This is a genomic window from Pseudoalteromonas ulvae UL12 (assembly GCF_014925405.1).
GTDB lineage: Bacteria > Pseudomonadota > Gammaproteobacteria > Enterobacterales > Alteromonadaceae > Pseudoalteromonas > Pseudoalteromonas ulvae.
Genome location: NZ_AQHJ01000019.1, coordinates 70,370 through 95,881, shown reverse-complemented (window position 1 = coordinate 95,881; position 25,512 = coordinate 70,370). Strand labels below are relative to the sequence as shown.

The following is a 25,512-nucleotide window of genomic DNA, read 5'->3' as shown; positions in this document are numbered from 1 at the left end:
ACGGCAAACAGCCACTTAATTCAAAACTTAGTAGGTAATTATTATGACTTCTTCAAACATCATCGAATTTACAATGACATCAGTATTAGCAGTGGCAGGTATCGCATTTTTAGCCACAGCGGGTATGGCTTCAGCAGTGGTGACAGGTACTGTATTAGCTGGCGGTTATATCTTAGCAACTCGTTAATTTACTTAATTCAACATTTAAAGGGAAACGTACAATGAACACATCATCAATAATTGAATCAATGGCAACATCAGTCTTAGCAGTGGCAGGCATCGCGTTTTTAGCCACAGCGGGTATGGCCTCAGCAGTTGTCGCAGGAACTGTGATAGCAGGTGGTTATATAGTTGCTACACGATAAACAATCATGAAATAAATAAGGAGACTGCCTATGCAGTTAATCCCAAAGCGCGAATAAAAAGCACTGAACCCTCAAGGTCAGTGCTTTTTTGTTGCGTTTGAAAATCTTTTTCAAGGGACTGTGCCTGTGTCTCATTCTAAACTCAACAACCGCTTTATCTTTTCAATTGGCCAGACTTTTTCTACTTCATCGGCGAGGTAATCGAGTTGTTGATTGCGAAAGGCGGGATAGTCGAATGGCGTGATTTGTTTCAGGCCCGCCCATGAGAGCCAGCTTTCGAGCAAAGCCTGATTGTCTAAAATACCATGTAAATAGGTACCTTTTATTTGATCATCGTCGCTTTGTGCGCCTTCTGGTTGAGCGTGGCCTAGAGAAAATAACGGGCGGGTTAAGGCTTCCCCTTGTGAGACACCTAAATGGATTTCGTAACCTTGAATTGGTGCTTTAGTGTTTAGGCAAATACCGCTGACATTAGTGAGCGTTTTTTTACTGTGTAACTCTGTAGTCATGGCGAGTAAGCCTAATCCAACCGATTGCGTTGCTTGGGCGGATTCGATTGCATGGGGATCACTAATGCTTTGACCTAACATTTGATAGCCGCCACAAATTCCAAGTACTTTTCCGCCATAGCGTAAATGCTGATTAATCACACTTGGCCAACCCTGCTGTTTGAGCCAAACCAAATCGGCTTGCACATTTTTACTTCCGGGTAAAATAATTAAGTCGCTGTGAGGTGCTTCGTTTGGGGTGCGCGCAAATGTCAGTTCAACATTAGGGTGCAACCTCAACACGTCAAAATCTGTGTGGTTAGAAATTCGCGGGTAGACAATCACAGTCACTTTAATGTGATTTTTTTGGTCAAGTGTTTGGCTAAAATCAATCGCATCTTCGGCTTCAATGTGTAAATTTTGAATATATGGAATGGTTGCTAGTACCGGAATCCCCAAGCGGGCTTCAAGCCAATCAATACCGGGTTGCAGTAAACTAATGTCACCACGAAATTTATTGATAATAAAGCCTTTTACTCTTTGTTGTTCGCTTTGACTTAATAAGTCATAGGTTCCTACTAAATGGGCAAATACTCCACCTTTGTCGATGTCTGCCACAATAATGACTGGGCAGTCGGCTTCTTCGGCAAAGCCCATATTAGCGATATCGCGATCGCGAAGGTTAATTTCGGCTGGGCTGCCGGCTCCTTCTACGATCACTGCTTGATATCGTTCTGTCAATCGCTGGTGGGCGGCGAGTACGTGGCCGAGCATTTTAGGTTTGTATTGGTGGTAGTCAAACGCGTCAATGTTTCCAATTGATTGACCGAGCAAAATCACTTGCGCGCCAATATCTGAGTTGGGTTTAAGCAAAACAGGATTCATATCAACATGGGGTGGAATTTTTGCCGCTTCTGCTTGCACTGCTTGAGCGCGGCCAATTTCTCCACCTTCAGCAGTCACTGCGCTATTGAGCGCCATATTCTGGGGCTTAAAAGGTGCCACATCAATACCGTGGCGCACTAAAATACGACATAAGGCGGCAACAAGGACGCTTTTCCCTGCATCGGAGGTGGTGCCTTGCACCATCAGTGTATTGGGGCTTTTCATTATGCTTATCGATTAAATAGCGAATGTCCCGATTGTATCGTTAAATGGCTTAGCTCGCAGAGGGTTTATTGGCTCGATTGCGATATTTTTGTTTGTTTTTCTTACCAATTTTATACAGTAGGCCTCGTGTTGCACGGCGAAAGCTCGGCAATAAATAACCAAGGGTGGTGAGCTTACCACTGAACCAAGGCATGGCGATTTCAGTGTGTGAGCTTTGACTGAGCTTGCAAACATTCTCAGCCACCTGTTCTGGGGTCGACATAGGTTGAGAGTAAACAATGTCTTCAACTACATCAATTTCTTCCATGATAAAACTGGTATCGATGGGTCCTGGTGACACCACCGCCACATTAATATTTTTATTGATGAGCTCATCATGTAAGGCGTAGGTAAATGCGCGCAGTCCCGCTTTGGTTGCACAGTAAGTGGCCGCACCTTGTAGTGGGGCGCGACCAGCTAAAGAACCAACCATCACAATGGCGTTTTGATGATCGGCAGTTGAGGGGAGCATGTGAGGCAACGCTAAGGCGCATAAGTAAATTGGTGCACGCAAGTTCACATCGACCATGGCCGCCATTTCATGTGCGGTTTGGTCGCTAAACTCTCCTCGGTGATGTAATCCAGCATTGTTGATAAGCACATTTATGCCACCAAAACGTTTTACAGCTGATGCAATAATGGTTTGGCAGTCACCCAGTTTTGCAATATCGGCACTAAGAGTCAGAATTTGGCTGTGTGGAAATTGCAGTGTGAGTTCTTGAGCTTGTAGCTCTAAGGCAGCTAATCCTCTGGCAACTAGCACTAAATTCGCGCCTTGTGCGGCATAGAGTTTTGCACAAGCTGCACCAACGCCTTTCGACGCTCCGGTAATAACCACTGTTTGATTCATAATGGATCCTGTTTTTTTAACCAGAGCTTAGGTCGTTATTATTGAAACTTGAGCTTACTGCGGTGCTTAATAATGTCAAACCAATCGCGCTGACTTTACTTTCGTCATTGTCAGTGATTAAATGTGGATATTGTATGCAATTTAATTGGTTCAGTATGAGTTATAAAAATATTGGTGTCACGCTGTCGGTGTTGGGATTGGTAGCGTGTAGTCAAACTCCAGTCGTGATACAAGAGGGCAGTTTAGAGGCAGTGCTTAAGCAAGTGTATGATTGTAGTGCAAGTATTACGCTGCGCTCACAAGCACTTGAGCGAGCACAGGTGACACAGGCTTGTGCCATGCTTGCCGAGCAAGAAGCGCTATTTCATCGAACGTTTAATACGTTAGGTCAACCGGTAGCCAATGATAATAACGATAATATGCGAGCCAATATTTATGCCGATCGCGAGGCGTATGTGCAGTATGTGACTGATCATTTTGATGTGCCGAGCGACAATGGTGGCATGTATCTCGAAGGGTTGCCTCATTTAGCTGATAATCATGCTGAATTTGTCGCATATGAGCGTAATGGTGAGATTTGGAATCTACGTCACGAATACATTCATTATTTAGATGGGCGTTTTAACATGTACGGTGATTTTTGTGCATCGCTGCATGATTCGCATTCGGCGCCAGAATATTGCCCACAGCCTGCACCTTTATTGCCGCATTTAGTGTGGTGGAGTGAAGGAGTTGCTGAGTATATCGCGCATCAACAACACAATCCTCGTGCGATAAAAAATGGGGCCAAGCAGGATTATAAACTCAGTGAATTATTCAACACCAGTTACGAGCAAAACGGTGGCTCAGAGCGAGTGTACGATTGGGGTTATTTAGCGGTTCGGTTTATGATGGAGCAACATCGCGAGCAGGTTGATGTGATGCTCAGCTTAACTCGACGAGGTTTCTATAGCCGCTATCAGGCGTTAGTTAAACAATGGGGCACGCAATATGATGCTGAGTTTGCAACGTGGCTAACAGAGCGTGCTACAGAGCTTGATGCCGAAAACGGTTAAGAGAAAAAAGCCAGCTTATGACAAGTATAAGTTGGCTTTGCCTGAGGTTATTGGAATTTAAAACGCGGGTTTTTCAAAAGATGGTGAGTATTCACTAATAGCAAGGCTTACCATTTTTGTCAGCGTTTGTATTGAGCTCATTATGCAACTTGCGTTTGCTCGTCTGCATTGGCGTAACGGGTAGCCATATTTTGCACCAGCTGTTGCCAATCTTGATTGACGCTATTGCCTTCATCACGACGACCAAATAACGTTAAAATGGTGTCGCCTTGCGCATCAAAAAACTCAACTGAACTGATGATGTTTTGCCCTTTATCGGTTGGTTTATGCACCAGCCACGCCTGAGCTAACTGTTTAGTATCAACATGTAAATTGAAATCACGGTCAAGAACATTAAACCAATCTTTGAACCATTTTAGGTTTTCAATAAAGCCAGAGAAAATTTGCACGGCACCTGCATTGCCAACGAACACCATGATTTCAACTTGATCTTCACGCACTTGATTCAATATTACTTCAAGTGCTGAAGCTGAAATCGGTTGAGCCCATTCTTTTCCTGCTAAATTAAGCGCTTGTAAACGAGTGACCTGATGTTTTTCCAACATTTTAGGAAAGTCGTGCACATCTTTTAATTGTTGCCAATCTGCTTTGAGTGCTAAGACATCAACCTCATCATCGCTCAGCGTCACTGCGTTCGGTTCTGGTTGTAAATCTAATTGTAATGGTTCATCCGTGGCGGTTTTGAAATCACAGATCAGCTGGTGGAATGCATCGATATCCGTCTCTTTGGTCGAGTAGATTTTTTGGACTGCATCACCAAAGCGGTCAAAAAATTGGAAGCTGACATGTTTATCCGTGATTTGCGCATAACCACTGTGCCATTTATATAAAAATAACCGTAAATCAATACCGCCAGGATTGATGGCGATGGCGACTTCTTTGTCGCCGTGATTATTTACATACAGTTTCTCATAGTGGCCAGTTAGCTCGTGAACGACCGCTTGGTTGCGCGTAAGTGCCATCACTGGGCCGACATTTTTTAGCTTTTTCAATAACTCGGCAAAACGAGGTTGTAAGCGAAAAATAGTGTCACCAGTTTGAATATCGAGCAATTGCGCTTCAGAAATACCTAGTTTAGTGGCCGCATCTCGAGATCGAATCGCCGGGTTTTCAGCTTGTAAGGCTTGATATTGTGCGAGAAGTGAAGTCATTATGAATCCTTAAAATTGATAGCTGATTTGTACTTTGGCATTGCGGCCTACCCCATAGTTACCAATTGCACCACCGGTGCCAGCAACCACTTGATATTCAGTATCGAGTAGATTATCGAGCGCCAATTTGACATTTATTTGTTGGTTCACTTGCCAGTTAGCGTAAGCATTGATGAGGCTATAACCTGCATGTTGGACTTGTTCTGTTTGACGGGTATGCATATTGAAGGTTTGTACATCGCGGTTTTGCACGTGTTTAAACGTCATCCCGACAGACGCATCATCAAATAATAATCCAGTATCGAATACCAGGTTATCAGCAGGTAACTGCCATAAAGGTTCATGGTTATGATCTTGACCGGCGACTTCGCTGTAGACAATATTGCTGTACATAAAGCGGTTGGCGTAGCTGAGTTCAAACTCGTAACCATCACGATCATTGCTGCCAGCATTATTGTATCTTGGGGCAGGTGCAGGGTTGGTCACTGAGCTAGTTTGACTTAATATTTCATCATCAACTGAAGTATCAAAGTACACTAAACGCGCACGTAGACTGTCATTGTTAATGAGTACATCATCAAAGCTGGCTGTTGCACCTAATTCATGACTATTACTGGTTTCGATATCGAGATTAAAGTTAGGTAAACGACCGCCATAACGGTCATAAAGCTCATCAATTAGTGGAGCGCGGAAGCCTTCTTGGTAAGAATAAAAGACATTAATATTATCCGTTGCTTGGTAATTGATCGATACCGCAGGAACGACATGGTCATGATCTACTTCACCAGTCGATGGCGTGGGTAATTTTGCTAAAAACTCAGCGGTAGGAGTTGATTGGTATTTCTCATAACGTAAACCGGCGGTCAGAGTAAAAGCCTGCCAGTAATATTCATCTTGTATATACAATGCAAATCTGTTTTGTTCACCAGCAGGTTGCGAGCTGATTTGTGAGGTGCTGGCAGTATCACCATATTGCTCACACTGATATGTTTGACGATTAAAGTTTAAACATGGAAAAGCAGTTTTATTGCCCACTCTTTCTTGACTAGAGTATTGCGCACCATAAGTCAGGGCGTGGTTAGAAAAGCGCGAGGTATTACTCACATCAAGCGTATTGATATTGTATTGGTAGTCAGATTCAACACCAATAAAATCAGCCAATGCAGGGCTGGCATCACTTTCCGTAACATGACTTTGACTTTGACCTAGTTTGATACTGAGGTCGATCCACGGGTTATTCGCATCATGCTGTGTGTATTCTAAATTATAGGTCGTTTGGTTTACATCGCGGTACACCGTACCCCAAGCGCCTTTATCGGTTGTGTTAAATTCAGCGCGTTGAGCGTCTTGTGTTTGGCTCGCATTAAAGGAAAGCGCTTGAAAGTCGCTTAAATCATACGTGGCTTTTGCAAGCCAAGAATCACTTTTAATGGCGGAGTCTGCTAATGTCTCATCATTTGACAATTTGAAGTCATCCGAATCACGAGTGACATAAGCAAACAGTAAATCCAGTTGCTCTGTCGGCGTGCCATAGGCAAAAACAGCGGCATTTTTTTGGTTATTATTACTGTGGTGACCAAGTTTAACCTTGGCGCCGACAGTTTGATCGTCACGTAAGAAATCATTGGCGTCTTTAAGTTCAAATTGAACAAGTCCACCCAATGCGCCACCACCGTGTAAAACGGTACTTGGGCCACGTTTGATGCTGACACTACGATAGAGGTCGGCATCAATAAATACACTGCCCATACGATATTTTTCGAACGTTTGTACGGCACCGTTTAACGTTACCATGACATCTTCTGCGTCACTAAATCCACGAATATCAAACTTATAGCCATTGGCAAACGGCCCACCGACACCTGAGGTGTTAGGAATTAAATCAAGAGAATCAAAAATAGATCCGCTTAACTTGCGCTCAATATCATTGATCTCAAGCACATTAACAGCTTGGGAAGTTGAAAGTGTTGATTTCTCAGTCCGGGTGGCCGTGACTGTCGTTTTATCTAATGTGGTAATCGCGCTGCTGGCATACACGTTTTGCAAAGCAGGTAGCAACGAAAGGGAAATACAAATTGCGAGTTTAGAACGCAACATAACACTCTCCGAAAATTTAATTAAACAAGTTGTTTGCTAGTTGTCTATTTATAAGCTATCAAACATTAATAAAAATGAGAAGTATTATTATTTACATATAGTCAAGAGTTGCTACAATGCAGCACCAAAGCCGATATTAATAGGCTTCATTTAGCAAGATTAATGCGAACAAACTGGATTTAATGCAATGATTAAAAAAGCTTTTTTATTCTTACTGCTGAGTGTGCTCAGTTTTTTTTCACATGCGGATGTTGAACGTATCGTGGTATCGGGTGGCTCCATCACCGAAATTGTGTATGCATTAGGGCAGCAAGATAAAATTGTTGGCCTCGATAGCACCAGTACTTTTCCAGCCATAGCGACCGAAAAACCACAAATAGGTTATGTAAGGCGTATTGCTGTCGAAGGTGTGCTGGCTCTACAGCCCGATTTATTGCTAGGCGAAGCAGATACCGGCCCAGACAAATCCCTCAAACAGCTTCAAGATATGGGGCTGAAAACGGTTATTTTTTCTCAAGAAGATGATTTTCATCGCATTGAAGACAAAGTCAAAAAAGTGGCCGAGCTACTTGGTGCGCAAACGCAAGCAGAGGTTATTTTAGCTGATATCGCTCACCATAAAGCAGCGCTGCGCAGTATTTTAGCTCAGCGTTCAGAGCCTGCACCTAAGGTACTGTTTGTTTTAGCAGCGCGCAGTGGCCAACCCTTAGCCGCAGGTGCTGGCACCAGTGCCGATCAGGTTATTACCGCTGCCGGTGGGGTGAATTTAACCGCCACGTTTGAAGGGTGGAAGCCGTTATCTGTTGAGGCTGCTGCAGAGCTCAATCCTGATGTGATTTTGATGATGGGAACACACGGCGGTAATAATACAGAAAAACTAGCCAAACTCCCTCATTTTCAATTTTCAAATGCAGTTAAAAATCAACGTGTTTATACCTTTGATGGCGGCTACTTACTCGGTATGGGGCCACGCACGCCACAAGCTGTGGTTGAGCTGGCCAGTTTATTTTATTTGAATGGACAATTGCCACAAGGTTATCAATTTAGCCACGCTAAAACCGCGCAGCCTGTGAGTTTATAGTTATGTGGGTCGAGCAGTCTTTACTGAGTCGTCATACTCGTCCGCGGCAATTATTCATTCCGGCGCTATGTGTGCTGACGGTTTTTGTAGCCTTAATCGGGCTACAAAGCGGTGCGATTGACTTGTCGTGGTCACAGTTGTTCTCGGTTTTTATTAACAGTGACCATACGAGCTTAGCCGATGCTGTTATTTGGCAAATTCGTTTACCGCGACTTGTGTTGTGTGTGTTGGTTGGCGCTGGGCTCGGAGCATGTGGTGCGGCGATGCAGGCGATTTTTCGTAACCCTTTGGCAGATCCTAGTCTAATTGGTGTCTCAGGTGGTGCAGCACTTGGTGCTGTGAGCATGATCGTTTTAGGTTCGAGTTTATTTACCGATTTTAGTGAAGTACTGGCTATTTATGCAGTGCCAGTGGGGGCATTTATCGGGGCATTAATCGTTTGTAGTTTTATTTATCGGCTTAGCAGTCATGGTGGTGAATTCACCATAGTGAGTTTGTTATTGGCGGGAATTGCCGTTAATGCAATCGTGGAATCTTTGATAGGTTTTTTGACTTTGATTAGCACTGATCAACAATTGCGTGATTTGACATTTTGGAGCATGGGATCGCTTGCGGGTAATAGCTGGAAAATGATTTTTCCTGTTGCAGTGATTATTGTTTTATCGTGCTGTGTCTTGTTGAAATCCTCTCAAGCGCTTAATTTGTATTTGCTTGGTGAGCATCAAGCTAGGCATTTAGGGCTTGATGTCGTTAAGCTAAAAAAACAGGTCTTTTTATGCACCGCGTTATGCCTTGGCGCAGCGGTGTCTATCACCGGGGTAATTGGTTTTGTTGGCTTTATTGTACCGCACTTGGTGCGATTGCTGATTGGCCCCGATCATCGTTATTTAATGCCAGCAAGTATGCTGTTAGGTGCCATTTTGCTGAGTGTTGCAGATTTATTTGCCCGGACACTCATTTTGCCTGCCGAGCTGCCCATTGGGTTACTCACAAGTGCGATAGGCGGGCCATTCTTTTTGATTATGTTATTTAAAACATTTGGCTCACAACGAGGTTAGTATGCTCCAACTTGATAATGTCAGCCTTGAAAAAGGGAATAAACACATTTTAAGCCATGTCAGTATGACGATCCCGGCCGGGAAGTTGGTGGTCATTATCGGTCCTAATGGGGCAGGTAAATCGAGTGCTTTAAAGATAATGGCAGGGGATTACCAACCAAGCTTTGGTCGAGTGAGTTTAAATGGGCAACCACTAAAGCAGTTTAGTTATGCTCAACTTGCTCAGCTGCGAGCAGTGTTGAGTCAGTGCTATGAGATGCAATTTCCATTTAAAGTCAGTGAAGTAATTGAAATGGGAGCATTTGCTTTTGCCGAGCAAAGCAATGAGCTTGATCATCAGGCGATGTTTAAACAAGCGATTGAAATGGTTGGAGTCACAGCCTTGTTAGATCGCACCTTTACGTTGTTATCTGGTGGCGAGCAGCAGCGCGTTCAGCTTGCGCGGGTGCTTTTACAGCTTTTACCTGCTTTACATACTGCGCAGCAGCAACGCAATGGCACCCCGTATTTATTAATCGATGAGCCCACCGCAAGCTTAGATTTATTTCATCAGTACCAAGTGATGGAAACGGCTAAACAGGTTGCCAACCAAGGTGCTGGTGTTGTTGCCGTACTGCATGACTTATCGTTAGCAGCCAGTTTTGCGGATTATATTTACATTATGCAAGATGGCTGCGTGGTGGCGCAGGGCGATCCAAAAACTGTGTTGCAAACAGCGAACCTCGAGCAGGTGTATCACATGAAAGCGCACTTGTTTGAGCAAAACAATTTTCACCCCCATTTACAGATTGCACTAAGTTAGTAAGGAACGAGTATGAATTTTACCACCCTAAGTGAAGCGCAAATTATCAACATTGCGACCCCAATTATGGATAACCTGATGCTTGCTTCGACGCAACGAAACTTTGATAGCCATGTTGTCGATTTTACCGCGCGTATGCGAGGCATAGTGACCCCAGAATATTTCGAAAAGGTGGTCGAGCAATATCAAAAGGAAAAAGGTCTCTTTGCGCAGCGTAATCTAGTGGCGGTGTTTAAGCGCCCAGATTCAGCAGTGTTGATTTGGCGACAAAATTTCACTCAGCAGGATGGTGATTTTGTCGCTGAGATGGTGCTGGTTAAGCAAAACGGCCGCTACTTGTGCGATCATGTTATGGTGTTTTAAATCAGGTAGTCGCCCCTACAATTAACCAACAAAATTAAGCGTAAATCAGACCCTCGCCAAAAAATATTAGAACAGTTAGGCAGCGATTGATAAACCATTGTTGCCTAATTCAAGACTCATTCCTCTTTGCCGTATCCGTTTTATCAAAAACTCTCCCAAACCTAACATGCCGCGCCTAAAGGGTTGGCGGATGCATGTCACGGCTGTCACAGTTAGCAAAACTCAAATTCTTGCGCGAAACAGCGTCTTAATATACCGTAGCTAATCAAAAAAATAATAAGGAATTTAGATGATTAGGGTTGAGAATCTAAAACGAAGCTATGGGGAAGGCGAGTCACAGGTGGTGGCACTGAACAAGGTTTCTTTAAATATTAAAGAAAATGAGTTTGTTGCGATTATGGGTTCTTCAGGGTCAGGCAAGTCGACTTTAATGAATATACTCGGCTGCCTAGATACGCCCAATGAAGGTGAATATCTTTTATCAGGGGAGAGCATTAAGGAAATTGATGATGCCTCCCTCTCGCAAATACGCAATCAAAAAATCGGTTTTGTGTTTCAAACATTTCATTTATTAAGCCGATTATCCGCTTTGCAAAATGTCATTTTACCTTTGCGTTATAGCTCAACTCCATCTGATGAAGCAATGCAAAGAGGGTTAGAGATGCTAGCGAAAGTGGGGCTCGATCATCGCGCGCATCACCGTCCTAATGAGATGTCTGGGGGGCAGCGTCAGCGAGTGGCAATAGCGCGCGCACTTATTAATCGTCCTGCGGTCATTTTTGCTGATGAGCCGACCGGTAATCTAGATAGCAAAACATCACATGAAATCATGACATTACTAACTGAATTACATCAGCAAGGGCAAACCATAGTGATGGTGACCCACGAAGAAGACATTGCGCAATACGCACAAAGAGTCATTCGGATGAAAGATGGCAATATTGTGGAGGATAGCGCATGCGCAGCCTAATATTGGCCAGTTTGCTCTTGCTTACAAGCAGCGTAGCCATTGCTGATTTGTTGATCAGTGGTGAAATTAAAGCTCGGGAGAATCAAGAGTTTTTTGCTCCTAAAACAGATAGTTGGCGAGTTGAAGTGCAATGGATGAAGCCTGAAGGAGAGGTGGCTCAGCAAGGAGAAGTGGTAGTGGTGTTTGACAGCGGCAGTATCGCCTCGCAAATAGAGCAAGCGAAAGTCACACTCTTTACTGGTCAAGAAGAATTGCAACGAGTGAAAAGTAACGCAGAGCAAGCGATGTTAGAAGCTGAGTTTGCGGTGAAGCGTCATCAGCTATTGCTCGAAAAAGCTCGAATAGATGCCGAGATCCCAAAAGCAAACTTGAGTGCTTACGATTATGAAAAAAACCAACTTGAGTTAGAAAAAGCGCTAATAGAGCTGAATAAATCGCAAGAAAAATTGCGCGAGAGCAAAATTACCAGTCAGGTTAATATCGCTAAACAACAACTGCTGATAGAAAAAACCACAGCGGATTTAGCCCGAAACGAAAAACAGCTAGCGCAAATGAGTTTAACTGCCGCCCAAGCTGGACCATTGATTTATGGCAAACATCCTTGGAATGGTGAAAAAAACTTTGTTGGCATGACGGCTCAACCCGGTTGGAGCATTGCTGAAATTCCTTCGTTAGCTGGGTTGTATATTGAAGCATGGATCCACGAGGTGGATTTTCATCAATTATCGTTAGGCAAAAACGCGTCGTTTAAGCTCGATGCTTACTCAGGACAAGAATTCAGCGCGACCATTACCGATATTTCGACACAACCAGAAGAAAAGAAACCCTGGGGAGGCGATGCTTATTTTAGAGCTGAATTTAGCTTTTCATCTAAACCCACTTTTAAACTCATTCCCGGAATGAGCGTGCAATTAGCACTAGCAGGAGCCGATAATGAATAAAGGATTGATCATGTTAATGGCAGTAGGATTGCTCAGCGGTTGCCAGCAAGATAACAGCATCACAGCAAAGCCAGCGCAACAAAGTACGGTTGTTTATGCCAGTGGAGAATTAGAGTCTGCTGAAAGTCACTTGTTAGCACCGCCCTCGATCAAACGTATGTGGCAGTATCAAATTAAGTTTTTAGCCCCTGAAAATAGCGCGGTTAAGCAAGGTCAGGTTGTGATTAAATTTGATGATAAACAAGTGCAAGACCGGTTAATAGAAAAGACTGGAGAACTTGAGCAAGCTAAGAAAACCCTTGAAAACGAAGCGTCGAGCGAAAAGGAAAATGAGCAAGAATTGATTCTTGCTGTGGCTGAGCAGCAAATGAATTATGACAAAGCTGAGCGTAAGGCGCAGATCATTGATCACTCTCGTTCTGATATTGAGCGCAAAAAATCTCAAATAGATTTTACCATTGCGCAAAATGATTTGTTTTTAGCCAAAAAGAAACTCGACTATCACTACCAGACAACGGAATTAAATCTGAAAATGGCGCAAGGAAAGGTCGATCGGCTGAGCGCGGACGTAAACGAGTTGCAAGGCGAAATAGACAAACTCAAAGTGAAGTCGCCAATAGATGGCTTTGTGATATACAAAACCAATTTTGATGATGAAAAACTCTCCGTTGGAGAAACTGCTCAGTTTGGCCAAGCTGTGGTCGAAGTCGTGAAGCTCGATAAAATGCAAGTGAAGGCCCAAATAGATGAACCAGATAGTGGAAAAGTGCTGCCTGGTCAGCGTGTTAAAGTCATTTTAGATGGCAGTTCTGAGCGCGTGGTCAGTGGCAATGTACTGAATCTGGGTGGGGTGTTTCGCGAAAAATCTTGGCAAGACAAACGGCGTATTATCGATGCGCAAATTTCCTTAGATGAAATAGAAACCAGTGTGATGCGCCCAGGTATGTCTGCTCGTATCGAAATAGAAGTGGCGGCACATTCTCAGACGCAAGGAGGCGCATTATGAGCAAGTTGATTCCGTGTTTATTATTGAGTGTTTGCATGGTTGGCTGTAGTCAAGATGATGTCGCCATGGATCCTTTGCATTACCGGGTAGTCAAGCAAGATTTCAAAACCATGGTGCCTGCAAAAGGATATTTAGAAGCAGTAACAGCGACCCCAGTGAATTCGCCAGTAGGCTCTCGAGGGCCGCAAACATTAGCGTGGCTCGCGCCAGAGTATTCGGTGGTGAAAAAAGGCGAAGTAGTTGCACGCTTTGAAGGGGAGCGCTTGCAAGACGAGCGTTCACAGTTGAGCAGTGATTTGGCGCTAACCAGTGAAGAAAGCCAAGGTAAAAAAGCACAACTGGATAGCGAAAAGGCGATTTTACAGTTCGATTTAGCAGCGGTTGGTCATGAAAAGCAGTTTTCGCAAGATTACAATATTGACGATATTCGCATTCGTTCGAAGCTCGATATTATTGATGCTGCACAAAATACCGAATTTTTGCAGGCAAAAGAGCAATTCTTAGCGTGGAATGATCAACGGTTTTCACACAGCTCTGCGGGAGAGATGGCTTTGATTGCGATGAAAGAATCGCAGTTTAAGCAGCGTATGAGCATGATTGATAGCAATCTTTCATCCCTTGAAGTGGTCGCGCCCCATGATGGGTTATTGACGTATGAGGCTAATTGGCGCGGTGAAAAACCTAAAGAAGGGCAAACATTGTGGCCAGGGCAGAAGATAGCAGAATTACCCGATACCAGTGTGATGGCGCTCAAACTGTTTGTGGCTGAACGCGAGGCGTTTGATTTAGCGGTTGGGCAGACAGTGAGTTTTACACTGAATGCGCAGGCTCAGCACACATTTACGGCGACGATCAGTGAAGTGAGTCCGTTCCCACAGAGTATAAAACGAGGCGATCCACAAAAATTTTACCAAGTGAAAGCGGCTTTAGATGCCACCCAAGCTGGATTTTTTCCGGGCTTAAAACTGACAGCCTCTATTTTAGTTGCGCAAGTGTCACAGGCTATCACAGTGCCAAGTCATGCGGTTTTTAAAGAAGAAAATGCTGATTTTGTTTTCCTTTATCAGCAAGGGAAATATATAAAACAGCAAGTCGAGATAGGCCAGCGCAGTGCTAGTTTAGTCGAAGTGATCAGCGGTATTGATAGCGATCAAGTGGTGTCATTGATTGCGCGAGTGGAGGGTTAACCTGATGAAGTATATTACCTTATTTTACGATACTGCAGCAGAACTCGCGCAGCACAAGCTACGCACTTTTTTGACTTTGTTGGGGATGATTTTTGGCGTCGGCGCGGTCATTGCCATGCTTAATATTGGTAAAGGAGCGGAGCAAGAAGCACTGAAAATGATTGATTCGATGGGGTTGTATAACGTCATTATTAACGCCAAAGAGTTTGATAAAAAGGAGCTAGCAGAGCAGCGTAAACATTCGGCAGGGTTATCTATTCGAGATGGAGAAATCAGTGTTGCTTCATTACCTTTTGTGAACGACTTTAGCGCCAAAAAAGAGATAGATACTTATCATATTTTTAGTGAGCATGGCAAAAGCGAGGGGCAAGCGGTTGGTGTCAGTGCCAATTATTTTGAGTTGGCACATTTCAAACTCGCGCAAGGGCGTTTAATTAGCTCAGCAGATGATCAGCGCTTTAAACAAGTGGTGTTATTGGGGGCTAATACTGCGAAAAGTCTGTTTCCTGCACACGATGCGCTAGGTCAAACGGTTAAAATTAATCACTTATGGTTTGAAGTGATTGGTGTGTTGGCTGACCCTTATCTTGGTAAAAATGAGTTTCAAGGAGTTAAACTGGGTACCGAGCAAGATCAAGTCTTTATTCCTTTAAAAACGGCCATTCATCGTTTTGCTGATATCGAACTCGCCAGTGAAATAAGTAGCCTGACATTGGGCTTAGATCAGTCGATTGATTCTGTGGTCGCTGCGCAGGCTATCGAGCAATTGTTTAAGCGTCGTCATAATGATGTAGAAGATTATGAACTGGTTATTCCTGCAGCTTTATTAGCACAACAAAAACAAACTCAGCAGATTTTTAATATTGTCATGTCGTGTGTTGCGGGTATTTCTTTATTGGTGGGCGGCATTGGCATTATGAATATTATGCTTGCCACCGTCTTGGAGCGGACAAAAGAAATAGGCTTATTGCGCGCCATTGGTGCCACGGAAAAAGACATTCGTATTCAGTTTATTGCTGAAAGTTTTACGATTTCAATTTTGGGGGGCTTGCTTGGCGTAGTCTTTGGTATCTTGCTCTCTGAAGCCATTTCATTGTATTCACAATGGGCTGTTTCATGGTCAATCAGTGCGATTTTATTATCATTTAGTATTTGTGCATCGATTGGTTTGATATTTGGGGTGTATCCCGCGATAAAAGCTTCACAATTGGACCCGATCACAGCACTGCAAAGTGATTAGCTTGTTAGGATAGCTAATGAAATTATTTGAATTTTCGAGATTAAGGAAAAGGAATTTTTTTGTTTACAGCTATATTGTTTTTAATTAAGGTACGTGTTGTTTACAATAAAACGATAACAACAGGAAAAATACTATGAAAAACAAAATGAAAAAATCATTAGTTGTTGCTGGCTCTGCTTTGGCTTTATTGGGTGGCTCTTTCGCGATTGCAGGCTCAAATGCAAGAATTATTGAATATGTGTACTACGCAGATTCAACCTACAGCACGGTTGTTGGTGAGTCAATTCAAAACTGTGACGGTCGAATTTATACTACAGGTCAGACAACACCTTATAAAAGATTAGTCGGTGCAGAGCCTTGTAGAGGCTTTGGTTGGTAATACAGTAATAAATGAATGATGTCCTTGCTCGATAGTAAGGACATCATTCAAATTTCACATGATATTTAGGCTTGTTTCTTTTTTACTCATATCCACATCAATTTGCCACTTGTGCCTTAATTGTTGCAATACGCCATTTTCTTCTAACTGCTTAAACTCTGTTTGAAATTGTCTGATAAGTTCGGGGTTGCTGTTTAAATTGATAGCAATGCTGAGGTTTTCTTGTAATTCAGTCAGGGCGAGTACTTTTTTTAGCTGTTTAAAGTCGAGATTGAGTTGTTCGAGTTGTTTTTTCAGCGTTGCTTCGGTACTGATTATATAATCGACCCTAGATTTAAACAGCATACCAATGTATTGCTCTGGTGTAGCTAATCGTTCGAGATTAGTGAATAACTGCTGTGTTAAAAATTGATCGACGTATGAGTTTTGTGAGACAGCGATATGGGCTGTTTTAAGCTGCATGAGACTGTAAGGCGTGAGCTCTGTATTGCTGGCCAAAGACCACACATACAATGTTTCAGTATTAAGTGTGCCAATCCAGTGAAATAACGTTTCGCGAGATTGCATGCGTGCAATCGACAAAATAAGGGTGTTTTTATTGTGCAGCGCAGTTAAGTACGCTCTTGCCCAAGGCATGATTTCAATATCAGGTTGTTGAGGTTGCGTGGAGAATAAGGCTTGCGTGACATCAATGGCAAACCCATCTAGACGTGTACTGTTTGCTATCTGATAAGGCGGCAAGTGTTCAGCAACGACTTTTATTTTTTCGGCAAAAGCATTGAAGCACAGCGTCAGTGTGAAAAAAACAATTAAAATCTTCAGTTGTTTGACCATTTTTAGCATACAAATAAACACCGCTTCTTGTGTGCAATACGGGGATGAATGTAAACGTTATGCAGTAAATGTGCTTTTTGCAACAAAGGCTGGTTTTTATCCTACTAAAAAATAGACACGATGAAACTATTTTATAAGTTGTAAATATCGCAAAAATGCTTTATTTGTTAAGTATGGCTGTAGTATGAGGTAATGTCATGGCACATCATGTATCAATAATAAAACACGGGATTTCGCTTATCTGCGCAGTCGTTTTTATGTGTTTTACATCATGGTTTAGTCACACTGATATTTCCTTGCATAGTCATTCTGTCGAGTTGGTTAGCAATGTTGATGATGCTCTCGCTGAGGATCCTCAATTTGAAAGTGACGACGATGCTGCTCATCAATTTTTACTGACTCCTAGTAATGGTCTTTGCTGCGAACCTTCCAGTGAGTTATTGTCATTTTTTGTTTTTCCAAAGCGATATAGCGTTGCCGTAGGTCGTGCACCACCTTCTGAATTTATTAGTTAAAACAATTCAATATTAATAAATTTTATGGTGATCAATATGAATACATTTAAAGCGCTTAATACAAAAACTCTAGATAATTGCGGGCTTCCTCAACCTACCGAGCAAGCTGTACTGACACTAAGCGATCCTGTTAAAACAATTGTGACTGATTTTGCTAGTTATAATCCGTTACGATTATTGGGCACAACCAGTATTGATGAAGCGTTGGCAGCGCTGCGTGATGCTGCAACGTCATTTATTTTGGTGCTTGATGAACATGGGCATTTTACTGGTGTGATTACAGCGGCAGATTTGCAGTCTGCTAAAGTGCTCAGTTTGGCAACGCAATTAGGGTTAACCCGTAAAGATCTCACGATTGAAGATATGATGACTCCGATCAAAAAAGCGCAAGGAGTCAGTTTGCGCTACTTGGAAACGGCAACCATAGGAGATACGTTACACACCATGCAAAAGCAAGGGGTTATGTTTTTGATGGTATTATCATCGGATAATCAAGTGTGTGGTTTAATTTCAGCCAGAGAAATTTCACGTCGGTTGAATATTCCATTGCACATTACACCCATTGCCAATGGTTTTCACGAAGTGATGTTGTCGGTGGACCATCCGCATTAATACCTAATTTGACAGGTGAGAAAAGCCCATTTGAATATGGGCTTTTTTATGTTGTGATTATTCGCCTGGTTGATCTGCAGCTTCAAGTCGTGCTTGGTTTTCTTGCATTAGCTCAAAGGCGGCTTTAATTTCATCGAGCACTGAGTCGACATCTGCACTGTGATTGTCTTGTTCTATTATGCCAAAAAGCTCTGTTTCAGGGCTTAAATCACCGGTTTCATATAAGGCCCACATTTCTTCACCAAATTGTGTCTCAAGTAGCTCAGGGGCATACTGGCCGTAATAATGACGCATGTTGTGGACATCACGTAAGAACATACGTTCAGCATTATTATTGGCAGCAGCATTAACGGCTTGAGGCAAATCGATTACGATTGGGCCCTCTTCATCGACGAGCACATTAAATTCAGATAAATCACCATGTACTATGCCTGCACATAACATTAATCGGATGTAATGGATCATGATGGCATGATCTTCAATCGCTTGCTCGGCGGTCATGCTGACATCGTTGAGGCGCGGAGCAACATCTCCGTCTTCATCGGTAATTAAATCCATAAGCAGCACCCCATCGTAGCAACCATAAGGTTGCGGTACGCGCACTCCTGCTTTTGCGAGTGTAAAAAGGGCATCGACTTCAGCATGTTGCCATGCACTTTCTTGTTCTGAGCGGCCAAATTTAGAGCCTTTTTCCATTGCTCTAGCGCGGCGGCTATTGCGTACTTTTCGGCCTTCTTGATATTGCACCGCTTGTTTAAAGCTGCGCTGAGCGGCATCTTTGTAAACCTTCGCGCAGCGGATATCCGCTCCGCATCTGACTACGTACACACTGGCTTCTTTGCCGCTCATTAACTGGCTAATGACTTCATCAACCAAACCGTCTTCGATTAACGGTAAAATTTGTTTTGGTGTTTTCATAGCGCACTTATACCGCACTTAAAGGAAGATGTAATCATTGCACAAAAAATAATTACTGATTATTGATGATTGTCATAAAAAAGCCGCTTTAGAGTCACAGCTCAGTCATTTAAATTTTATTAAACAGCAACACTCACCCACTACAGTAATCACGCTTACAGATTCATTCGCACATTCTAAAAACACGGGAAACAACATGAAATTTAACAAGCTTGCGCTGGCTATTGCTGCGCTTTCGATGGCTTCAGGTAGTGCAATGGCCAGTGTGTTACCAGATATTCAAAAAAACTCACTTTGGTACAGTGCTGCGCAAGATAAAATCGTTGATAAACAAACGATGTTAAAAATGGCAAAAGCAAAAAATGTCATTTTGTTTGTTGGTGATGGGATGGGGGTCTCAACTCTAACCGCTGCACGCATTTTAGATGGTCAAAACAAAGGGCAATCTGGCGAAGAGGGCCTGTTGAGCTTTGAGCAATTCCCTTATTCTGCGCAAGTCAAAACGTATAATGTCGATGCACAAACCCCAGACTCAGCGGGAACGATGACCGCTATGATCTCCGGTGTAAAGACAGATGCAGGCGTTATTGGTGTGGATGCAGATATTGAACGCGGTAATTGCAGCACTGTTGCGGGCAACGAGCTGGTGACTGCTATTGAATTGGCAGAAATCAAAGGATTGGCAACCGGCGTGATTTCCACCGCCCGTATTACCCATGCGACACCCGCTGCAACTTATGCAAAATCAGCTGATCGTAATTGGGAAGATGTGTCGGATATGCCAGAGGCCGCCGTCACAGCAGGTTGTGAAGATATTGCGTCACAGTTAGTGAATTTCGAAAAGAATCTTGAAGCGCGTTACTTAGGTGTCGATGTCGATGGCCTTGAAGTGGTTATGGGTGGAGGCCGTCGTCACTTTTTACCAAAAGATGCGTCATTTAACTCCGCTGATGCAAGGAGTGCTGTAGAAGGCGATCGTACTGATGGTCGTGATTTAACGGCAGAGTGGCAAGCGCAGTACCCAACAGGCCAATATGTGATGGATCAAACAGGCTTTGATGCTATTAATCCAGATACAGCGTCCCATGTGTTTGCTTTGTTCAATGAGTCGCATATGCAATATGAGGCGGATCGTGGCAATGACATTGCAGGCGAACCTTCGCTAACGCAAATGACAACAAAAGCCATCGACATTTTAGATAACTCAGATAAAGGGTTCTTTTTGACCGTTGAATCAGGGCGAATTGATCATGGCCATCATGCAGGCAGTGCTTACAACGCGCTCACCGATGCAATTGAATTGAGTAAAGCGGTGCAAGCAGCAGTCGATGCAACCAATCCTGAAGAAACGCTTATCTTAGTGACTGCCGATCACAGTCATGTATTTACTATTGCTGGCTATCCAAAACGCGGAAATCCGATTTTAGGCAAAGTGGTCAGTGTGGGTCGCACAGAGCCGACACTGGCACAAGATGGCATGCCTTACACCACATTAGGTTATAGCAATGGCTTAGGGTTTCGAGACTTAGGCAATGAAACCGATGCCGATGCATCTTATAACAAGCCGGCGGTGACCACTGGTCGCCAAGATTTAACCAGCGTGGATACAACGACATCAGGCTTTCACCAAGAAGCATTGGTTCCCCTTAGTTCAGAAACGCACGCAGGCGAAGATATTTCATTGCATGCACAAGGGCCTGGCGCTCAGTTTGCACAAGGGATTATCGAACAAAGTGTCATTTTCCATCTTATTAATCAGTCGCTTGGCTTAATCGAACAATAGTAGGTATCACAATGAAAAAATTAACACTTCTTTTCGTCGCAGTGACAGCGGCACTTTCTGGTTGTTCTGGTGATGATGGTAATAATGGCCAAAACGGCATCGATGGCGCAAATGGATTGTCGAGCTTAGTATTGCAAACGCAGTTAGCTGTTGGTGATACGGTCTGTCGTAATGGCGGCGTGAAAATTGATTCAGGACTTGATGCTGATAGTAATGGCGCGCTAAGCACTGATGAAGTGAGCAGCACTGAGCATGTTTGTGCACCGACTATCACAAGTTTAAGCTCGAACGATGTGGCTGTGACTGCCAACAATACGTGGTTCACTGAAGGTGAAAATCAAGTTGCAGCGGCCAAATCGTTAGCTGCAAAAATAGCTAAAGAGTCAGGTAAAGCTAAAAACGTGATTTTATTTGTGGGCGACGGCATGGGTATTTCCACAGTCACTGCAGCGCGTATTTTAGAGGGGCAAAGCAAAGGTAAATTAGGCGAAGAGCACTCACTGAGTTTCGATACTATGCCGTTTTCTGGTTTTTCTAAAACCTATAATGTTGACGCGCAAACACCAGATTCTGCAGGAACCATGACGGCAATGATTGCGGGTGTGAAAACCGATATCGGTGTTGTCGGGGTGGCTGAAGGCGCTGAGCGTGGAAGTTGTTTATCCACCAAAGGGCAAGAGCTTGTGAGTGCCGCAGAATTGGCTGAGTTAGCGGGTAAATCAACAGGTATTATTTCGACTGCGCGTATCACCCATGCAACTCCTGCTTCTGCGTACGCAAAATCAGCAGATCGTAACTGGGAAGATGTCTCTGACATGCCAGAAAGTGAAGCGGCCAACTGTGAAGATATCGCCTCACAATTAGTAAATTTTGAGCAAAATCTTGAAGCACGTTTTATGGGTGTTGATGTGGATGGTTTAGATGTGGTCATGGGCGGTGGTCGTCGTCATTTTTTACCTAAAGATGCCGCGTTTAATTCGACAGATGCTGCCAGTGCGGTAGAGGGCGATCGCACCGATGGGCGTGATTTAACCGCAGAGTGGCAAGCAAAGTACCCGATGGGCCAATATGTAATGGACCAGACAGGTTTTGATGCCATTAATCCAAGTGTCACAAATAAGGTATTTGCCTTGTTTAACGAATCGCATATGCAATATGAGGCCGATCGTAAAAACGACATTGCAGGTGAGCCTTCGTTAAGTGAGATGACCGCCAAGGCCATTGATATTTTAGATAACAATGACAAAGGGTTTTTCTTAACCGTTGAAGCAGGCCGAATCGATCACGGTCACCATGCTGGAAATGCGCACGCAGCGTTAACGGATACCATTGAGTTTTCAAAAGCGGTGCAGGCAGCAATGAATGCAACCAGTGACGAAGACACGTTAATTATTGTTACTGCCGATCATAGCCATGTATTTACGATTGCGGGTTATCCAAAGCGTGGTAATCCAATATTGGGGAAAGTCGTGGGCATTGGCAAAGATCAACCTAGCCTTGCTGCCGATGGCATGCCTTACACAACCGTAGGTTATAGTAATGGCGGTGGATTTAAGGACTTAGGAAGCGAAGCTGATGCTGATGAAGGTTATTATCACTCAGTGGTTGCGGGCCGCGTTGATTTAACCGCTGTGGACACCACTGCTCCAGGCTTTTTCCAAGAGGCGATGGTGCCATTATCATCAGAAACACATGCAGGTGAAGATGTGGGCATTTATGCATCGGGCCCAGGCGCGCATTTGGTCACAGGAACGAATGAGCAAAGTTATATTTTCCATGTGATGGATTATGCCGCCGATTTAGTTAAAAAAGCTGATGCAGCAGTGCAATAAGCTCAGTGAAATTGACATAATTAACACATAAAACTGTCAATAAACGGTATTAGAGTAAGGGCCAATTAAGGCCCTTTTTTTATTGAGATGTAACTATGAAACCCCTTTTTTGCAGCTTATCCCTGATTGCTTGTTTTTCCAGTACCGCAATGACGTGGCAATGCCCAACTCATGAGCAGCAACTCGGTGCGAAATACAGTATTGAATATACGCAAAATGGCCAAAGCCAGATCGAGACATTTGAATTGTGGCGAAGTCATCAACAAGTGGCGCATGCTGGAAAAAATAACATTACTGAGGTGTGGCAAAAACTTAGCAATGACCAAATCAGGCCAATTCGTTATTTCGAAGATTATCAACATGGCATTGAATATCAGCCGATTGATTTAACCGGGCAAGGGAGTGTGCCGGCATGGCAAGATAAATATCAACTTATCACGCAAGCTCAGCTCAACAATATGACCATGAAAGACCAACAAGGGGAAGGGTGCCAGCAGGTGCAGCGATTTGTCTTGAATAATGAGGCCATTCAGCTCACGATTGAGTGGTTGCCACAGTTACATTTGGTTAAATCTTTGCAGGCTGTGAGAGCGCAACATACTGAGCAGTGGCAGTTAGAGCAGCTAATAGTCGCAACTGAACAGGTAAAAGCGCAATTTAATCGTTGGGATAACTTTCAAACAACCGATTATGCAGATATCGGTGACAACGAATCAAACCCGTTATTGGCTAAAATGATTAAACAAGGGTTTATCGAGCACGGAGCGTCAGGGTTTTACAATGCTGATGGCACAGCAATTCACAGCGGCCATCACCATTAAAAGGGGTTAGCTGTTTATCGCTTCACCATTGATTATTTTCACTAAACTGTTAATAAACAAAGTCACCGCTGCTAAGTCGGTAAATTTAAATGCTAATCCGTAATGTATGGGTTTCGCACTTTTAAAAATACGGGTCGGGAAACGGGTCATTTCTGCGCTGTGGAAATATCCTTGTTTATGTTTAACGCCCGCCAAAGCGCTTAAATCAGGCAGAAAAACTTCATACGCGGGGCGAATAATCAGTTGTGGGATCTGATTGTCTACATGTAGATAAAAGGCTTCTTTGCTATTAGGCAACATGTATTCGGTGAGATTTTTAATATTAAAATTAGAGCGGCATTGTAGCTCAGTTAATAACTCTGTGGTTTGTTGCAAGTGAATAGCCAAGAGGACTCCAAAAAAGCTTTTTATTTTAAACCATTAGACGTGATGTTTGATTTGATAGCAAGTAAAGAAAAAAGCCCACCAAGCGCAGGGGCGCGAAGTGGGCTACGGGAACAACAACTCTTTTCAGGGGTGTCGTAAACCTCGGGGGCAGGGCCTACAGACTCAGTATGTTAGTGATCGTGCTCTTCAGGGATCCCTAACCAAATCAGTTTATTCGGCACAAAATCAAGCGTTAAGATTGTTTGTGCGCTTTGTTGCTCTAAATCAACAGCGATAACTTGCTTCGTCTCTTGTGCGGCAATGTAGACAGTGTCACTGGCAGAAGAAGTGGTTAAGGTGTAAGTACCATTGATTTCATCTGTCACTTTAAAGCGAGCGCTAACTTGCCATTGTGACGACTCTTCAAAAATATTAATAAACCCTTGGCTATCAAGTACGGCCATGAAGCCATGTGCATCACTAAAGTTATAAGCAACGACGGTGATGCTTTCATCATCACGCCAGTTAATTTCGCTCATAGTGAGTGCGTTACTATCAATTAAATAAAAATAATTGCGCTTGGCATTTGCGATGTAAAGATCTGAGCCGTGGGTTGCTTTTAAGCTACCAATACGCGCACCTTCAGGCATGGATTCAAGATTGCCGATTTTGCTTGCCGTAAAGGTTTCACCCGCTTGAGTAACGACTAATACACCGTCTGTACAACCAAAGGCGATAGAATCATGATTTTGTGCGCTGCCATGCAATCCGGGGCAGTTTGGCTCGATGCGCTGCTCTTGATGGAAGTGATCGTCATGCTGATGAAACACATCAACAAAATCTGGCAACACATTTGTAGCTGCCTCGCTACGATAGGTTGCGAGCACGATGTCGTCACGTAGCTGTGCAGTACCGTGCATGGCACGCTCTAAAGTGTGGCTCGCTAATTGGCTGCCTTGTTCAATGCCTTCATCGTCGAGTACGATAAATCCTGCAGGAATATTCAGCTCATCGTTACCATCTAAAAATAACGCTGCACGCTCTTCTGTAACATCAAAATGAGTCGGTTTAGCCGCTGAAATTTGAAAACTACTTAAATTGGGTTCTACTTGATACGGGTGAAGGTGGTCACCGTGGTTTTCTTGATAAAGGCCACCATCGACAAACTCAACAAGGTCGTGGTTACGCTGAACCAGCACCCCGTATCTAAGACCTGGGCTAGCATATAAGCCGCTTACTACATTGGTGGTGTTAAAAGTCTCAAGTAATTGATTGTCGTCTAGCTCAAACACAGATACAGCCGCATTATCTTTATCAGTGATCACTAAGCGACCATTTGATTTGATAGTACCGTGGTCATGGCCATCACCTTTGTCAGTTGATTTTTGCTGATTTTGCTCAGCGACCATTTTATCAATTTCACTATTACACGCTGTTAAGCTAACAAGTGCACAAAATACTGCGGCAAGTTTAAAACGATGAGAACGCATGCGCGGAATAAAACCTATGTTTTGTTATAATATAACGAAATGATATATTATAACGTTTTTACTGTGAAGTGCTTTTTGAATTCATTTTCAAAAATTTAT

Annotated in this window: 26 protein-coding genes; 18 read left to right on the top strand and 8 right to left on the bottom strand. The window is 43.5% G+C overall.

What is annotated here, in order from left to right:
- The first annotated feature begins 43 nt into the window (after window positions 1-43).
- Both PULV_RS01005 and PULV_RS01000 read left to right on the top strand, forming a co-directional pair.
- The gene (locus tag PULV_RS01005) at window positions 44-187 is read left to right on the top strand and encodes a hypothetical protein (RefSeq protein WP_176365261.1); all 144 of its coding nucleotides are present in this window, start codon (window positions 44-46) and stop codon (window positions 185-187) included.
- Window positions 188-221: 34 nt separating this feature from the next.
- Window positions 222-365: a hypothetical protein gene (locus PULV_RS01000; RefSeq protein WP_176365262.1), complete on the top strand. Its 144-nt coding sequence runs from the start codon at window positions 222-224 to the stop codon at window positions 363-365.
- Between the two features lie 131 nt (window positions 366-496).
- On the opposite strand, the gene PULV_RS00995 is transcribed toward PULV_RS01000, so the two are convergent.
- Together PULV_RS00995 and PULV_RS00990 are read right to left on the bottom strand one after the other, a co-directional pair.
- Window positions 497-1,963, bottom strand: a complete 1,467-nt coding sequence (locus PULV_RS00995) for a cobyric acid synthase (RefSeq protein WP_086745888.1) — start codon at window positions 1,961-1,963, stop codon at window positions 497-499.
- Window positions 1,964-2,012: 49 nt separating this feature from the next.
- Window positions 2,013-2,852 (bottom strand): SDR family NAD(P)-dependent oxidoreductase, encoded by an 840-nt coding sequence (locus PULV_RS00990; RefSeq protein ID WP_086745889.1) that lies wholly within the window; start codon window positions 2,850-2,852, stop codon window positions 2,013-2,015.
- A gap of 134 nt (window positions 2,853-2,986) precedes the next feature.
- On the opposite strand from PULV_RS00990, the gene PULV_RS00985 reads away from it, so the two are divergent.
- Window positions 2,987-3,907: a collagenase gene (locus PULV_RS00985; RefSeq protein WP_193330647.1), complete on the top strand. Its 921-nt coding sequence runs from the start codon at window positions 2,987-2,989 to the stop codon at window positions 3,905-3,907.
- 140 nt (window positions 3,908-4,047) lie between these two features.
- Here the strand turns inward: PULV_RS00985 and PULV_RS00980 are convergent, their stop codons facing one another.
- The gene (locus PULV_RS00980; protein ID WP_193330646.1) at window positions 4,048-5,118 is read right to left on the bottom strand and encodes a hemin-degrading factor; all 1,071 of its coding nucleotides are present in this window, start codon (window positions 5,116-5,118) and stop codon (window positions 4,048-4,050) included.
- A gap of 9 nt (window positions 5,119-5,127) precedes the next feature.
- Complete coding sequence (locus PULV_RS00975; protein ID WP_193330645.1) at window positions 5,128-7,215, bottom strand: TonB-dependent receptor domain-containing protein; 2,088 nt, start codon at window positions 7,213-7,215, stop codon at window positions 5,128-5,130.
- 187 nt (window positions 7,216-7,402) lie between these two features.
- On the opposite strand from PULV_RS00975, the gene PULV_RS00970 reads away from it, so the two are divergent.
- The 10 genes from PULV_RS00970 to PULV_RS00925 all read left to right on the top strand — a co-directional run bounded on the left by PULV_RS00970 (window position 7,403) and on the right by PULV_RS00925 (window position 16,242).
- Window positions 7,403-8,296, top strand: a complete 894-nt coding sequence (locus PULV_RS00970; protein WP_086745892.1) for a heme/hemin ABC transporter substrate-binding protein — start codon at window positions 7,403-7,405, stop codon at window positions 8,294-8,296.
- 2 nt (window positions 8,297-8,298) lie between these two features.
- Window positions 8,299-9,354 (top strand): FecCD family ABC transporter permease, encoded by a 1,056-nt coding sequence (locus tag PULV_RS00965; protein ID WP_193330644.1) that lies wholly within the window; start codon window positions 8,299-8,301, stop codon window positions 9,352-9,354.
- Window position 9,355: 1 nt separating this feature from the next.
- Window positions 9,356-10,156: a heme ABC transporter ATP-binding protein gene (locus PULV_RS00960; RefSeq protein WP_086745894.1), complete on the top strand. Its 801-nt coding sequence runs from the start codon at window positions 9,356-9,358 to the stop codon at window positions 10,154-10,156.
- Between the two features lie 12 nt (window positions 10,157-10,168).
- Entirely contained in the window at window positions 10,169-10,519 is a 351-nt protein-coding gene (locus PULV_RS00955) for a hypothetical protein (protein WP_086745895.1), read from the top strand.
- Window positions 10,520-10,808: 289 nt separating this feature from the next.
- On the top strand, window positions 10,809-11,489 hold the full coding sequence (locus PULV_RS00950; RefSeq protein ID WP_086745896.1) for an ABC transporter ATP-binding protein: 681 nt from the start codon (window positions 10,809-10,811) through the stop codon (window positions 11,487-11,489).
- Window positions 11,477-12,430, top strand: coding sequence for an HlyD family secretion protein (locus PULV_RS00945; protein WP_086745897.1), 954 nt, complete (start codon window positions 11,477-11,479; stop codon window positions 12,428-12,430). Before PULV_RS00950 ends, PULV_RS00945 begins: the two co-directional genes overlap by 13 nt.
- Window positions 12,423-13,436: an HlyD family secretion protein gene (locus PULV_RS00940; protein WP_193330643.1), complete on the top strand. Its 1,014-nt coding sequence runs from the start codon at window positions 12,423-12,425 to the stop codon at window positions 13,434-13,436. The genes PULV_RS00945 and PULV_RS00940 overlap by 8 nt, the downstream gene beginning before the upstream one ends.
- A complete protein-coding gene (locus tag PULV_RS00935) occupies window positions 13,433-14,623 on the top strand; it encodes an efflux RND transporter periplasmic adaptor subunit (RefSeq protein WP_193330642.1) in 1,191 nt (396 codons plus the stop codon). The genes PULV_RS00940 and PULV_RS00935 overlap by 4 nt, the downstream gene beginning before the upstream one ends.
- A gap of 4 nt (window positions 14,624-14,627) precedes the next feature.
- A complete protein-coding gene (locus PULV_RS00930) occupies window positions 14,628-15,863 on the top strand; it encodes an ABC transporter permease (protein WP_086745900.1) in 1,236 nt (411 codons plus the stop codon).
- Window positions 15,864-15,996: 133 nt separating this feature from the next.
- Window positions 15,997-16,242 carry a DUF6289 family protein gene (locus tag PULV_RS00925; protein WP_086745901.1) on the top strand — a complete coding sequence of 82 codons (246 nt, stop codon included), beginning with the start codon at window positions 15,997-15,999 and terminating at the stop codon, window positions 16,240-16,242.
- A gap of 54 nt (window positions 16,243-16,296) precedes the next feature.
- Here the strand turns inward: PULV_RS00925 and PULV_RS00920 are convergent, their stop codons facing one another.
- Entirely contained in the window at window positions 16,297-17,085 is a 789-nt protein-coding gene (locus PULV_RS00920) for a substrate-binding periplasmic protein (protein ID WP_193330641.1), read from the bottom strand.
- 188 nt (window positions 17,086-17,273) lie between these two features.
- On the opposite strand from PULV_RS00920, the gene PULV_RS00915 reads away from it, so the two are divergent.
- Both PULV_RS00915 and PULV_RS00910 read left to right on the top strand, forming a co-directional pair.
- Window positions 17,274-17,591 carry a hypothetical protein gene (locus PULV_RS00915; RefSeq protein ID WP_193330640.1) on the top strand — a complete coding sequence of 106 codons (318 nt, stop codon included), beginning with the start codon at window positions 17,274-17,276 and terminating at the stop codon, window positions 17,589-17,591.
- 36 nt (window positions 17,592-17,627) lie between these two features.
- Complete coding sequence (locus tag PULV_RS00910; RefSeq protein WP_193330639.1) at window positions 17,628-18,203, top strand: CBS domain-containing protein; 576 nt, start codon at window positions 17,628-17,630, stop codon at window positions 18,201-18,203.
- 57 nt (window positions 18,204-18,260) lie between these two features.
- Here the strand turns inward: PULV_RS00910 and PULV_RS00905 are convergent, their stop codons facing one another.
- Window positions 18,261-19,121, bottom strand: coding sequence for a PA4780 family RIO1-like protein kinase (locus tag PULV_RS00905; RefSeq protein WP_193330638.1), 861 nt, complete (start codon window positions 19,119-19,121; stop codon window positions 18,261-18,263).
- A 196-nt stretch (window positions 19,122-19,317) separates the two neighbouring features.
- Between PULV_RS00905 and PULV_RS00900 the strand changes: the two genes are divergently transcribed.
- The 3 genes from PULV_RS00900 (at window position 19,318) to PULV_RS00890 (ending at window position 23,557) form a co-directional block, all read left to right on the top strand.
- Window positions 19,318-20,904 carry an alkaline phosphatase gene (locus PULV_RS00900; RefSeq protein ID WP_193330637.1) on the top strand — a complete coding sequence of 529 codons (1,587 nt, stop codon included), beginning with the start codon at window positions 19,318-19,320 and terminating at the stop codon, window positions 20,902-20,904.
- Window positions 20,905-20,915: 11 nt separating this feature from the next.
- Window positions 20,916-22,736, top strand: coding sequence for an alkaline phosphatase (locus PULV_RS00895; protein ID WP_193330636.1), 1,821 nt, complete (start codon window positions 20,916-20,918; stop codon window positions 22,734-22,736).
- Between the two features lie 95 nt (window positions 22,737-22,831).
- Complete coding sequence (locus PULV_RS00890) at window positions 22,832-23,557, top strand: hypothetical protein (RefSeq protein ID WP_193330635.1); 726 nt, start codon at window positions 22,832-22,834, stop codon at window positions 23,555-23,557.
- Window positions 23,558-23,563: 6 nt separating this feature from the next.
- Here the strand turns inward: PULV_RS00890 and PULV_RS00885 are convergent, their stop codons facing one another.
- Window positions 23,564-23,944: a hypothetical protein gene (locus PULV_RS00885; RefSeq protein ID WP_193330634.1), complete on the bottom strand. Its 381-nt coding sequence runs from the start codon at window positions 23,942-23,944 to the stop codon at window positions 23,564-23,566.
- Window positions 23,945-24,114: 170 nt separating this feature from the next.
- Window positions 24,115-25,413 (bottom strand): hypothetical protein, encoded by a 1,299-nt coding sequence (locus PULV_RS00880; protein WP_193330633.1) that lies wholly within the window; start codon window positions 25,411-25,413, stop codon window positions 24,115-24,117.
- Window positions 25,414-25,512: the final 99 nt, after the last annotated feature.